Source organism: Agromyces protaetiae (genome assembly GCF_004135405.1).
Lineage (GTDB): Bacteria > Actinomycetota > Actinomycetes > Actinomycetales > Microbacteriaceae > Agromyces > Agromyces protaetiae.
In genome coordinates this window covers 3,623,265-3,636,016 of the sequence record NZ_CP035491.1, presented here as the reverse complement: position 1 = coordinate 3,636,016, position 12,752 = coordinate 3,623,265, and the positions used below count along the sequence as shown (strand labels likewise).

Below are 12,752 nucleotides of genomic sequence, written 5' to 3'. Positions count from 1 at the left end.
CAGGTGAGACCTATGTCGCGACTCATCACATCGGCGGAGGATGGGGGATTCGAACCCCCGAGGGCTTTCACCCAACACGCTTTCCAAGCGTGCGCCATAGGCCACTAGGCGAATCCTCCAGGGACCCCTCACGCACCCGCCAGAGCCCGGTTACCCTTGCTGCGTTTCCGCCCTGGGGGAGTTGGCCTGGATGGCGCCACGTGAGGAGCCTGGGACAGTCTACCTGAGCGCGATGCTCCCGCCGAACCACGGGCGGTCGCACCCGACCGGCAGCCCGACCCGCCGCCCGCACGGTCCGGCCCGCACGGCCCGCCCCGCCCACGCGCGCCGTAGGAGATTCGGCGCGGCGCGCCGGGTCGGCCCCGGCGTGGTGGCAAGAATCTCCTACGGCGTGGACGGCGGCCGCCGGGAAGGGCGGAGACGGCAGGGCGGAGACGGCAGGGCGGAGACGGCAGGATGGGCGTCAGACGCCCGGGTACCGCTCCGCGACGAAGGCCTCGAACGCCTCGCGGCTCGTCTTCTGCGGCGTGTAGCCGAGTACGGTCTTGAGCCTCGTGTTGTCGAGCACGGGCCGGTACCGGAGGAACCCGACGCGTTCGGGGCCGTGCACGGTCAACCGCAGCGCGTGTCCGACGCGGAGCGCGAACGCGAGGAGCCCCGCGGGCACGACGAGCGTCTTCTTGCCGAGCCGGGCGGCGATCTCGGGCACCGTGACCTTGCCGTCGCCCGCGACGTTGAACGCGCCGCTCACCGAAGACGAGCCCACAGCGCCCGCGACGATCGCACCGACGACGTCGTCGACCCACACGAACACGAACGGGCTGTCGCTGCCGCGCACGACGAGGAGCCGCGGGCCGTCCCAGAGCGCCGTGATCTGGTTGCGAACGGTCGGGCCGAGGATCGTGCCGATGCGCAGCACGACTTGCGAGAGCGACGGGTGCGATGCCCGATACGAAGCCAGCATCTCCTCGACGAGCCGCTTGTGGCGCGAGTAGCTGAACTCCTCGTTGCCGCGGATCGGGTCGTCCTCGGTGAGCCACTCGGGCGCGTCGGCGTGGTAGCCGTAGGCGGCGCCCGACGATGACACGACGATGCGGGTCACGCCCGCGGCGACGGCGGCTTCGAGCACGTTGCGGGTGCCGTCGACGTCGACCCGGCGCTCGACGTCTTCGCCGACCGTGCCGGGGTTCACGATCGCGGCGAGGTGCACGATCGTGTCGATCGAGTGGGCGGCGAGGGCGGCGGCGATGTCGCCGGGCACCGTCACGTCGACGCGCTCGAAGACGACGCCGTCAGGCAGCGCGGCGGAGTCGGCAGGCGACCGCACGTCCGCGGAGACGACGAGCGAGACATGCGGATGCTCCGACAGCGCCCGAACCGCAGAAGACCCCAGGAACCCGCTTCCGCCCGTGACGAGGATGCGCTTCATGCAGTCGCCTCAGGCGCGGAAGCGGAAGAGGCGACGCCCGAGGCATCCGCCCCCTCGCGCTTTTTCGAATGCCGCGCCCACAGCGTCGCGACGATGAGGCCGGCGATGATGTCCCACACGCCCCACCAGCCGGCGACGACGGCCATGCCGCCGAGCCCGTGGAAGAACGTGAACACGAGGCCGAGGCCGAGGCCCGCGTTTCGGATGCCGACCTCGAACGTGATGGCCTTGCGGTCGCGCGGCGGCAGCCCGCCGATGCGCGCGGCGCCGTAGCCGAGGGCGAGCGCGACGGCGTCGTGCAGGAACACGACCGACAGCACGATGCCGAGCACCGACACGAACACCGCCCAGTTGCCCGCGAGGGCGGCGACGATGAACCCGACGAGGGCGAGGAGGCTGATCCAGCGCGCCCACGGCTGCACCTTCGCCGCGAACCTCGGGAAGCGCGCCCGCAGGAGGAACCCGACGGCGAACGGCAGGCCGATGATGAGGAGGATCTCGAGCATCATCTGCCACCCGTTGAGGCTCACCTGCTCGAGGAACGCCGAGCCGGTCGGGTGCAGACCGCCCCAGAACGCGAAGTTCAGCGGCAGCACGAAGATGTAGATGACGTTCGTGACGGCCGTCATCGACACCGACAGGGCGACGTTGCCGCGCGAGCGGTAGGTCAGCACTTGCGAGATGTTGCCGGGCGGGCAGCACGCCACGAGGATCATGCCGAGCGCGATCGACCCCTGCACCTGCAGCAGCAGCGTGAGCCCGAACGTCACGGCGGGCAGCAGGACGATCTGCGTGACGAGCGCGATGATCATCGCCTTCGGCGCCTTCGCGACGGCCTTGAAGTCGTCGACGGTCGTGTCGAGCGCGATGCCGAACATGATGAACCCGAGCACGACGTTCAAGATCACGAGCGAGCCGGGGGCGAAGTTCACGACGACGTCGTCGACGTTCATGCGCGGGTCCCTTCAGGGGTGGGAGAGGCGGAAGGAGCGGTGGCGGATGTCTCAGCCGCCGCCTGCGGCAATGCAGGCAGCGTACGCGCCAGCTTCTTGACCGTGCGGCGGTAGGCGTCTTTGTTGACGTAGTACGACATGCGGTCGAGCCCCAGGTACTTGTACCCGCCCGTCAGGTCGGGCCACGGGGCATCCGCCCGCGCTCTGAACGCGGCCGCCCGCTCGGGCGCGTCGCGCACGGCGGCGAGGTAGGCGGCGACGAGCTCGGCCTGCTCGGCGCGCCCCTGCCAGCCGATGCCCGACGCCTCGATCATGCCGAGCACGAACAGCCCGTTGAACGACGGCGGGAACACGTTGAGGTAGAGCGTCGGCGACGCGTTCGTCCAGTTGAGGAGCTGCTTGTCGACGAACGGGTAGTCGAGCGTGTAGCCCGTCGCGAGCATGACGAGGTCGTAGTCGGCGCTGCGTCCGTCCGTGAAGTGCACGGTCGTGCCGTCGAACCGCTCGATGTCGGGCATGATGCGGAGGTCCCCTGGCCGAGGTGGTGCAGCACGAGCGTGTTCACGATCGGGTGCGACTCGTAGATCTTGTAGTCGGGCTTCGGGAACCCGAACTTCACGGGGTCGCCCGTGAACAGCTTCAGCACGCGCGAGTCGAACGCCTGCTTGAGGCGCGCGGGCAGCGGACGGCCCTGGTTGAGCGTGTCGGCGGGCTTGCCGAACAGGTAGCGCGGCACGAAGTAGTAGCCGCGGCGCACGCTCAGATCGACGGATGCCGCGTGGTGCACCGCGTCGACGGCGATGTCGCACCCCGAGTTTCCGGCGCCGATGATGAGCACGCGCTTGCCGTCGAAGACGCTCGCCGACTTGTACGCGCTCGTGTGCACGATCTCGCCCGTGAACTCGCCCGCGAACGTGGGCACGTTCGGTTCGGCGAGGGTGCCGTTCGCGAGCACGACGGCCGAGAAGGTCTCGGTTGCTTCGGCGGATGTCTCGGCGTCGCCGTGTGCGGACACCGTCGTCACGAGCCATCCGCTCTTCCCGGTCGCATCGCCGTCGACGGGCTCGACCTTCGTGACCTTGCGACCGAATCGGATGTGCTCGCGGAGGCCGAACCGGTCGGCGAACTCGCGGAAGTAGCGGTGCAGTTCGCGGTGGCCCGGGTAGTCGGTCTCGGAGTCCATCGGGAACTCGGCGAACTCGGTCGTCGTGCGCGACGAGATGAGGTGCGCCGACTCGTACACCGTCGAGCGGGGGTTGTCGATGTTCCAGAGTCCGCCCACGTCGTCGGCGGCTTCGAAGACGACGAACGGAAGGCCCGCGCGGGCGAGGGCGCGCGCACCGGCGAGGCCGGACGGCCCCGCGCCGATGACGGCGATGGGGTTCACAGAAGACTCCTGTGTCTCGAGTGGAGCGTGCCGCTTCGGGTGCGGCGGCACCGCGTGGGGAGCGCGGGCGTCAGGACAGCATAAGCCGGATGTCTCGGCGCCGAGGTTTCTCCCTCCCGCGGCGCCCCCTGCGCCAATAGGCTGGTGCCGTGGCGCACAGCATCTACATCTGTTCCGCCGAGGGCAACACGGGCAAGTCGACCGTCGCGCTCGGAACGCTCGACACGCTCGTGAGAAGGGTCTCGCGGGTCGGTGTCTTCCGCCCGATCACGCGGTCGGTCGACGAACCCGACTATGTGCTCGAACTCATGCTGGGCTACGACGGCGTCGTCGACATCCCGTACGACGAAGCGATCGGGGCGACCTACGACGAGGTCCACACCGACGCCGACGCGGCGCTCGCGAAGATCGTGCGTCGGTTCAAGGCGGTTGAGGCGAAGTGCGACGCCGTCGTCGTCATCGGCTCCGACTACACCGACATCGGCAGTCCGACCGAGCTGGGGTACAACGCCCGCATCGCGGCGAACCTCGGCGTGCCGGTGCTGTTCGCACTCGGCGGACGTCGGGCGCGGTCGGGTCCGACCTCCGAGGGCAAGGGCACGACCGAGGCGCGCACCCCCGACGAGCTCGCCCAGCTCGCCGAGATCTCGCTCGACGAGCTCGCGCGCGAGCACGCGACGATCCTCGGCGTCGTCGTGAACCGCGCCGACGCCGAGAAGCTGCCCGAGATCATCGCGGCCGTGAGCGCGACGTCCGCGCTCGCCGAGGCCGACGTGCTCGCCGCGGCGGGCGGTCGCCCGCACGTGTGGGCGATCCCCGAAGACCAGTACCTCGTCGCGCCGTCAGTGCGCACGATCATGCAGGCCGTGCACGGCGAGCTCGCGTCGGGCGACACGGGCCTGCTCGAGCGCGAGGCGCTCGCGGTCGTCGTCGCGGCGATGTCGATGGAGCACGTGCTGGATCACCTTGTGGAGGGCGCGGTCGTCATCGTCCCGGGCGACCGCAGCGAGGTGCTCCTCGGCGTGTTGACGGCCCACCACGCGGCGACGTTCCCGTCGATCTCGGCGATCGTGCTGACGGGCGGATTCCCCCTGCCCGAGACGGTCGATCGTCTCGTCGAGGGCATCCGATCCGGACTGCCGATCATCCGCACCGATTCGCCGACGTACGAGACGGCGGTCGCGATCACGCAGACCCGCGGTCGGCTCGCGGCCGAGTCGCAGCGCAAGCGCGACACCGCCCTCTCCCTCTTCGAGACCCATATCGACGGGCAGGCGCTCCTCGACGCGCTCGACGTCGCCCGAACCGACGTCGTGACGCCGCTCATGTTCGAGTACGGCCTGCTCGAACGCGCACGGCGCGCGAAGAAGCACATCGTGCTGCCCGAGGGCTACGACGACCGCATCCTGCGGGCTGCCGCGACGCTCCTCGCGCGCGAGGTCGCCGACCTCACGATCCTCGGCGAGGAGATCGAGATCCGCGCGCGCGCGATCGGGCTCGGGCTCGACATCTCGAAGGCGAAGGTCGTGTCGAACCACGACCCCGTGCTCGTGCTGAAGTTCGCCGAGGAGTACCGCCGGCGTCGCGCGCACAAGGGCGTGACGTTCGAGGCGGCGCGCGACACGGTGCAAGACGTGTCGTACTTCGGCACGATGATGGTCGAGCTGGGCCTCGCGGACGGAATGGTGTCTGGCGCGATGCACACGACGGCGCACACGATCCGTCCGGCGTTCGAGATCATCAAGACGAAGCCCGACGTGTCGGTCGTCTCGAGCGTGTTCCTCATGGCGCTCGCCGACCGCGTGCTCGTCTACGGCGACTGCGCGGTCGTGCCCGATCCCACGGCCGAGCAGCTCGCGGGCATCGCGATCTCTTCGGCGGGTACCGCGACCCAGTTCGGCATCGAGCCGCGCGTCGCGATGCTGTCGTACTCGACGGGGGAGTCGGGGTCGGGCGTCGACGTCGACAAGGTGCGCACGGCGACGGATCTTGTGAAGCTGCGGGCTCCCGACCTGCCGGTCGAGGGCCCATCCAGTACGACGCGGCGGCCGACGTCGCGGTGGCGCGTGCGAAGCTGCCCGATTCGACGGTCGCGGGGCGCGCGACGGTGTTCATCTTCCCCGACCTCAACACGGGCAACAACACCTACAAGGCGGTGCAGCGTTCGGCGGGCGCGGTCGCGATCGGGCCGGTGCTGCAGGGTCTCCGCAAGCCGGTCAACGACCTGTCGCGGGGGCGCTCGTTCAGGACATCGTGAACACGGTCGCGATCACCGCGATCCAGGCCGAGGGGGATGTCTCGTGAGGGTCGTGCTGGTCGTGAACTCGGGTTCTTCGTCGTTCAAGTACCAGCTCATCGACGTGGAGTCGTCGACGACTCTCGCGAGCGGGCTCGTGGAGCGCATCGGCTCGGGCGACGCGGCGGCGCGGCATTCGAATTCGAGCGGCGACGGCGACGGGCGGTGGGATTCGGATGTCTCGGCGCCCGACCATTTCGCGGCGTTCGACGTCATGGTCGCGGCCTTCGCCGAGCACGGCCCGTCGCTCGCCGAGTTCGCGCCGGCGGCGGTGGGGCACCGTGTCGTGCAGGGCGGCGCCCGGTTCTTCGAACCGACGATCGTGACGCCGCTCGTGAAGATCAACATCGACGAGTTGTCGGCGCTCGCGCCGCTCCACAATCCCGCGAACCTCGCGGGCATCGAGGCCGCGCAGCGGGCGTTCCCCGATGTGCCGCATGTGGCGGTGTTCGACACGGCGTTCCACCAGACGATGCCTCCTGCGGCCTACACCTACGCGATCGACAAGAAGCTCGCCGCGAAGCATCGCATCCGCAGGTACGGCTTCCACGGGACATCCCACCGCTTCGTGTCGCACGCGACCGCCGAGTTCCTCGGGAAGCCGCTCGAAGACCTGCGGCTCATCATCCTGCACCTCGGCAACGGGGCGTCGGCGTGCGCCGTGTCGGGCGGGCGCTCGGTCGACACGAGCATGGGGCTGACGCCGCTCGAGGGGCTCGTGATGGGCACGCGGTCGGGCGACCTCGACCCCGCCGTCCTCGTCTACCTGCAGCGCCGGGCGGGGCTGTCGGTCGACGCCGTCGACGCATTCCTCAATTCGCAGAGCGGTGTCCTGGGGCTCAGCGGACACGCCGACATGCGCGACGTCGAGCAGGCCTCGGCCGCGGGCGACCCCGACGCGACGCTCGCGCTCGAGGTGTACGCGCATCGGCTGCGCGGCTACATCGGGGCGTATGCGGCACAGCTCGGGCGGGTCGATGCGATCGTGTTCACGGCGGGGGTCGGCGAGAACTCGTCGCTCGTGCGCGAGTGGGCGCTCGCGGGCCTCGAGAGGTTCGGCGTCGAGCTCGATCCGTCGCTGAACGCGGTGCGCGCGTCGGTCGCGCGGCGGGTGTCTTCGGATGCCTCGAAGGTCGAGGTGCTCGTCGTGCCGACGAACGAAGAGCTCGAGATCGCCCGGGAGACGGCGGCCGCGGTCGGGGGGTAAGCGGGAGACCTCCGAAGTTCTACAAGAAGACTTGTACAACAGTTCTTGTAGAATTATCGTGGAGGCATGACCGAGCCCACGAGCACCGAGCCCACGAGCATCGACGTCCGCGACCCCGGGCCGCTGCGCGCCCTCGCGAACCCCGTGCGCCTGCGCCTGCTCGGCATGCTGCGCGTCGACGGCCCGGCGACGGTCGGGCAACTCGCCGAACGCTCGGGCGAAGCCGCGGGATCGGTGAGCTACCACCTCCAGACCCTCGCGAAGCACGGGTTCGTCGTCGAGGTGCCTGAACTCGCGCGCGACCGCCGCGAGCGGTGGTGGCAGGCCGTGCACGACTTCACGCACGTCGGCGCCGAGAGCGCGGCAGGAGATCCCGAGCGGCGCGATGCGTCCGAGGCCATGCGTCGCGCCGTGCTCGACTCGTACCACCGCGAGCTCCTCGACGCGCTCGAGGCCGAGCTCACCCTCGAACCCGAGTGGATCGAGGCATCCGATTCGAGCGACATCGCCGCGCACCTGACCCTCGACGAGTTCCGCGAACTCGCCGCGGACCTCGCCGCCGTCCGCGACAAGTGGTTCGCGCGCGGTCGCGACCGCCGCGACGGCACGCGCACCGTGCGGCTCATCACGCACGCCTTCCCGAGGGTCGAGCGATGAGCGAGCGGCGTGCGGCCGAGGCATCCGTCGACGGCGGCGCAGCCGCCTTCCCGACGCGCGAGATTCCGGATGCTCCCCGCCGACGTCTGCCGCTCGTGGCCCTGTTCACGGCGCAATTCGCATCGCTCTCGGGCAACGCGCTCGCGATGGTCGCGATCCCGATCCTCGCCCTCCAGCAGACCGGATCGCCGCTCGCGGCGGGCACTGCGGGTGTCTTCGCGACCGTCCCGCTCGTCATCGGGGGAGCGCTCGGCGGAGTGCTCGTCGACCGGTTCGGGTTCCGCATCTCGAGCATCGTCGCCGACCTCGCGAGTGCGCTCGCCGTCGCCGCCGTCCCGCTCCTGCACGCGACCGTCGGGCTGCCGTTCGGGGCGCTCCTCGCGCTCGTGTTCCTCGGCGGGCTCCTCGACACCCCGGGCGACACCGCGAAGACCTCGCTCATGCCCGACCTCGCCGCGCTCGCGCGCACCCCGCTCGCCCGCGCCGCGGGCGCCCAGTCGGCCGTGCAGCGCACGGCGTCGATGATCGGCGCGGGCCTCGCGGGCGTGCTCGTCGCGTCGTTCGGGGCGATGTCGGCGCTCGTCGTCGACGCGATCGGGTTCGCGGTCGCGGCGGGCGTGATCGCTGCGTTCGTGCCACGGGCCGTCGAGACGCAGGCCGTCGCGCCGGACGCGCGCGAGGCCGGCGCCGACGCGAGCGCGGCCGACGGCGAGCGCCCCTCGGCACTGCTCGGCAGCTTCGCCGCAGGCATCCGGTTCGTCTGGCGCACGCCGCTCCTGCGCGCGCTCGTCGCGCTCGTGACCCTGACGAACGCGATCGACGCGGCGGGCGTCACGGTCTTGAAGCCCGTCTATGCGACGCGCGTGCTCGGCGACCCGGCGCTCCTCGGATTCATGCTCGGATGCTTCGCCGCAGGCGCCCTGGCCGGGTCGGCGCTGTTCGGGGCGGTCGGGCACCGCGTGTCGGGGCGCGTCATGTTCGCCCTGTGCTTCGTGCTCGCGGGCGCACCGCCCTACCTCGCGATGGCGGCGGGCGCCGAGGCATCCGTGCTGTTGCCCGTGCTCGTGCTCTCGGGCTTGGCGGCGGGTTCTCTGAACCCCATGATCTCGACGGCGATGTACGGACTCGTCCCCGAGGGCATGCGGGCGCGCGTCTTCGGGGCGACGACGGCAGGGGTCGCCGCGACGATGCCGCTCGGGGCGCTCTGCGGCGGGCTCGCGGTCGAGGCGTTCGGACTCGTGCCGACGCTCGCGGGTGCTGGACTGCTCTACGCCGCCTTGGGCGCCAGTCCGCTGCTGTTGCGGACGTTCTCAGGGCTCGCGGCCGCCCGGGCGTGAGCCGGGCCGTGGGACATGCGCAGGCCGGGTCGTGCGCGGGTCAGCGCTCGCGCCTCAGCGCTGGAGCCGGGCGCAGTCGATGCAGAGCGTCGCGGTCGGGCGGGCTTCGAGCCGCGCGACGGCGATCGGCTTGCCGCAGCGTTCGCAGACCCCGTAGGTCCCGTCGGCGAGGCGCGCGAGCGCGCGGTCGACATCGGTGAGCTCGGCTTGCGCGTCGGCGAGGACGGCGGTGCGCTGCGACCACTCCTGGGTCATCGTGGGGCCCTCGGGGTCGTGCTCGTCGTCGGCCTGCGTGCCCGCGCGCGCGGAGCGCACTTCGGCCATGCCCTCGCGGTGCTCGGCGAGTCTGCTCGAGGCCTCGGTGAGTTCGGCCTGCAGGAGGCGCTCGAACTTCGCGATGCGTTCTGGGGTGAAACTCCTCGTCATGGGGCGCTCCCTTCTGCCGGCGTCATCGCGCGGCACCCGTCGCGCCATGCTACGCCGGAAGTGTGCCTCACAGCCTGAGCGGCACGCAGGGCCGGGTGTCGGCGGGGCTGACTAGCATTGGGTCGTGGTCACCGCCCTGTATCGCCGCTATCGGCCTGAGACGTTCGCCGAGATGATCGGCCAGTCGCAGGTCACCGACCCGTTGATGACGGCGCTCCGCACCGACCGGGTGAACCACGCCTATCTCTTCAGCGGCCCGCGCGGCTGCGGCAAGACGACGTCGGCGCGCATCCTCGCACGCTGCCTCAACTGCGCCGAGGGCCCCACCGATTCGCCGTGCGGGGTGTGCCCGAGCTGCGTCGAGCTCTCGCGCGGCGGCGGCGGGTCGCTCGACGTCGTCGAGATCGACGCCGCGAGCCACGGCGGCGTCGACGACGCCCGCGACCTGCGCGAGCGCGCGGTGTACGCCCCCGCACGCGACCGCTACAAGATCTTCATCATCGACGAGGCGCACATGGTCACGTCGGGCGGGTTCAACGCGCTCCTCAAGATCGTCGAAGAGCCGCCCGAGCACGTGAAGTTCATCTTCGCGACGACCGAGCCCGACAAAGTGCTCGGCACGATCCGTTCGCGCACGCACCACTACCCGTTCCGGCTCGTGCCGCCGGCTCCCATGCTCGAGTACGTGCAGAAGCTGTGCGACGAAGAGGGCATCGGCGTCGAGCCGGGCGTGCTCGCCCTCGTCGTGCGGGCGGGCGGCGGGTCGCCGCGCGACACGCTCTCCCTCCTCGACCAGCTCATCGCGGGCTCCGAGGGGTCGACGATCGACTACGAGCGCGCGGTCGCGCTCCTCGGCTACACGCACGGCGCCCTGCTCGACGAGGTCGTCGACGCGATCGGCGCGCACGATGCGGCGGGCGCGTTCGCGGCGGCCGACCGGGTCGTGCAGACCGGGCAAGACCCGAGGCGATTCGTCGAAGACCTGCTCGAGCGCCTGCGCGACCTCATCGTCGTCGCGGCGTCGTCGCCCGAGGCCGCCGCGGCGGTCCTGCGCGGCGTGCCCGCCGACGAGCTCGCCCGCATGGCGTCGCAGGCGCGCGCGTTCGGCGCCGCCGAGCTCTCGCGCACTGCCGACCTCGTGAGCCAGACCCTCACCGAGATGACGGGCGCGACTTCCCCGCGCCTCCACCTCGAGCTCATGCTCGCGCGCGTGCTCGTGCCCGCCTCCGACGACACCGAGCGCGGCGCGCTCGCGCGCGTCGAGCGGCTCGAGCGACGGGTGGGCGTCGAGGGGGCTGCCGGTGCGTCGAGTGCGCCGGTCGCGTCGCGTGACGAGCGGGCGGATGCCCCGGCCGCACGCGCTGCGCAACAGGCGCCGACTGCGGCTCCCTCCGAGCCTGCGGCTCCTCCCGCTCCCGCGGCTCCCGCCGAGGCGGTGAAGCCCGAGCGTGCTGCCGAGGCCGAGCCTGCGGCTGCGGCGAAGCCCGTGCGGGTCGGCCCCGTGACGCTCCAGCTCGTACGCGACGCGTGGCCCGAGATCCTCGGGGTGCTCGAGCGCACCAAGCGCACCGCGTGGATGGCGGCGCTCACTGCGCAGGTCATCGAGTACCGCGACGGAGACGTGCTCGTCCTCGGGTTCCCGAGCCAGAACGACGTCGACGACCTCCGCAGCGGCGCCCCCGGGCAGAACCCGGCCGAGTTCCTCCGCACCGCGATCGCCGACGTGCTCGGCGTGCAGGTCAAGTTCCTGCCTCGCGTGATCGGCGCGGGCGGCGGTCGCGACCAGTCGTCGGCTCCTGCAGCCCCGCAAGGCGGCCCGACCGCGCCTCCGGCGCCTGCGCCCGCGCCGGGGCAGACCGCGCGGGCCGCGCCTCCGGTGCAACGGCAGGCACCGCCCGCCCCGGCCTCATCGTCCACGGCGTCGCCGAAGCAGTCGTCCCCGTCCGCGTCGGCGTCCTCGCCCGCGCCCTCGCCCGCGCCCGCGCTGCAGGCGAGCGGCCCCGTCGATTCATGGGCGACGGTCTCGATCCCGGCCGACCCGGCCGCGGTGACCGGCCCCGAGGCATCCGCGTCGCCTTCGCGCACCTCGACCGCGCTCGCCGAGCGCCCGTCGCCGAGCCGTGCGCCCGCCGACGTGCCCCCGCCGAGCGACGACGACGCGCCGCCCTTCGACGACGAGCCGCCGTTCGATCCCGACTACGACCGCGACCCGGGCGACACGCCGAAGGCGCCACCCCGACAGGCGCCGCGTCCGGCACAGGCCGCGCCCGAGGCATCCGCCGCGAAGGCCGCGCCGACCGCGCCCGCGCGCCAGGCGCCGAAGCGCGCCGAACCGCGCCGCCCGAACGCGCCTGCGGCGCCCGCCGACGGCATCCAGCGCTACGGCGAAGCCGTCGTGCGCGAGGTGCTCGGTGCGACCTTCCTCGAAGAGGTCGACGTCGACGGGGAGCGTGGCTGAGCGTGTACGAAGGCATCGTCCAAGACCTCATCGACGAGTTGGGCCGGCTCCCGGGCATCGGGCCGAAGTCGGCGCAGCGCATCGCGTTCCACATCGTGCAGACCGAGCACTTCGACGTGACGCGGCTCGCCGAGATCCTCCTCACGATCCGCGACAAGGTGCGGTTCTGCGAGATCTGCGGCAACGTCTCCGAAGAGGCGACGTGCTCGATCTGCCGCGACCCGCGCCGCGACCCGGCGCTCATCTGCGTCGTCGAAGAGGCCAAAGACGTCGTCGCGATCGAGCGCACGCGCGAGTTCCGCGGGCTGTACCACGTGCTCGGCGGGGCGATCAGCCCCATCGACGGCGTCGGCCCCGACGAGCTCCGCATCCGCCAGCTCATGCAGCGCCTCGCCGACGGCAGCGTGCAGGAGGTCATCATCGCGACCGACCCGAACCTCGAGGGCGAGGCGACGGCCACCTACCTCAGCCGCCTGCTCACGACGCTCGAGATCAAGGTCACGCGCCTCGCGTCGGGGCTTCCCGTGGGCGGCGACCTCGAGTACGCCGACGAGGTCACCCTCGGCCGCGCGTTCGAAGGGCGTCGCGTCGTCGGCTGAGCA

The 12,752-nt window shown here is 71.5% G+C and carries 9 protein-coding genes, 1 tRNA gene, 1 other RNA gene and 2 pseudogenes; 6 read left to right on the top strand and 7 right to left on the bottom strand.

What is annotated here, in order from left to right:
* Positions 1-34: 34 nt before the first annotated feature.
* The 6 genes and pseudogenes from ET445_RS16845 to ET445_RS18350 all read right to left on the bottom strand — a co-directional run.
* A tRNA-Ser gene (locus ET445_RS16845) sits at positions 35-119 on the bottom strand.
* Positions 117-213, bottom strand: an RNA gene (ffs, locus tag ET445_RS16840) — signal recognition particle sRNA small type. The genes ET445_RS16845 and ffs overlap by 3 nt, the downstream gene beginning before the upstream one ends.
* A 250-nt stretch (positions 214-463) precedes the next feature.
* On the bottom strand, positions 464-1,429 hold the full coding sequence (locus ET445_RS16835; protein WP_129192297.1) for an NAD-dependent epimerase/dehydratase family protein: 966 nt from the start codon (positions 1,427-1,429) through the stop codon (positions 464-466).
* Positions 1,426-2,382 carry a bile acid:sodium symporter family protein gene (locus ET445_RS16830; RefSeq protein ID WP_129192296.1) on the bottom strand — a complete coding sequence of 319 codons (957 nt, stop codon included), beginning with the start codon at positions 2,380-2,382 and terminating at the stop codon, positions 1,426-1,428. Before ET445_RS16830 ends, ET445_RS16835 begins: the two co-directional genes overlap by 4 nt.
* Complete coding sequence (locus ET445_RS18355) at positions 2,379-2,900, bottom strand: NAD(P)/FAD-dependent oxidoreductase (RefSeq protein ID WP_279433483.1); 522 nt, start codon at positions 2,898-2,900, stop codon at positions 2,379-2,381. Before ET445_RS18355 ends, ET445_RS16830 begins: the two co-directional genes overlap by 4 nt.
* Before the next feature lie 179 nt (positions 2,901-3,079).
* Positions 3,080-3,769 (bottom strand): annotated as a pseudogene (locus tag ET445_RS18350) (flavin-containing monooxygenase); the annotation flags it as partial.
* Between the two features lie 149 nt (positions 3,770-3,918).
* Between ET445_RS18350 and pta the strand changes: the two are divergent.
* From pta to ET445_RS16805, 4 genes and pseudogenes are all read left to right on the top strand, one after another.
* Positions 3,919-6,073 (top strand): annotated as a pseudogene (gene pta / locus ET445_RS16820) (phosphate acetyltransferase).
* Positions 6,070-7,272, top strand: a complete 1,203-nt coding sequence (locus ET445_RS16815) for an acetate/propionate family kinase (protein WP_129192295.1) — start codon at positions 6,070-6,072, stop codon at positions 7,270-7,272. The pseudogene pta and the gene ET445_RS16815 overlap by 4 nt, the downstream one beginning before the upstream one ends.
* 66 nt (positions 7,273-7,338) lie before the next feature.
* The gene (locus ET445_RS16810) at positions 7,339-7,929 is read left to right on the top strand and encodes an ArsR/SmtB family transcription factor (protein ID WP_129192294.1); all 591 of its coding nucleotides are present in this window, start codon (positions 7,339-7,341) and stop codon (positions 7,927-7,929) included.
* Positions 7,926-9,266: an MFS transporter gene (locus ET445_RS16805; RefSeq protein WP_129192293.1), complete on the top strand. Its 1,341-nt coding sequence runs from the start codon at positions 7,926-7,928 to the stop codon at positions 9,264-9,266. Before ET445_RS16810 ends, ET445_RS16805 begins: the two co-directional genes overlap by 4 nt.
* A 54-nt stretch (positions 9,267-9,320) precedes the next feature.
* Here ET445_RS16805 and ET445_RS16800 read toward each other — a convergent pair whose 3' ends face one another.
* The gene (locus ET445_RS16800) at positions 9,321-9,692 is read right to left on the bottom strand and encodes a TraR/DksA family transcriptional regulator (RefSeq protein ID WP_129192292.1); all 372 of its coding nucleotides are present in this window, start codon (positions 9,690-9,692) and stop codon (positions 9,321-9,323) included.
* Between the two features lie 124 nt (positions 9,693-9,816).
* Here ET445_RS16800 and ET445_RS16795 point away from each other — a divergent pair, with 124 nt between their 5' ends.
* Both ET445_RS16795 and recR read left to right on the top strand, forming a co-directional pair.
* Entirely contained in the window at positions 9,817-12,150 is a 2,334-nt protein-coding gene (locus ET445_RS16795; RefSeq protein WP_129192291.1) for a DNA polymerase III subunit gamma and tau, read from the top strand.
* 2 nt (positions 12,151-12,152) lie between these two features.
* Positions 12,153-12,749 (top strand): recombination mediator RecR, encoded by a 597-nt coding sequence (recR, locus tag ET445_RS16790; protein WP_129192290.1) that lies wholly within the window; start codon positions 12,153-12,155, stop codon positions 12,747-12,749.
* Positions 12,750-12,752 lie beyond the last annotated feature (3 nt).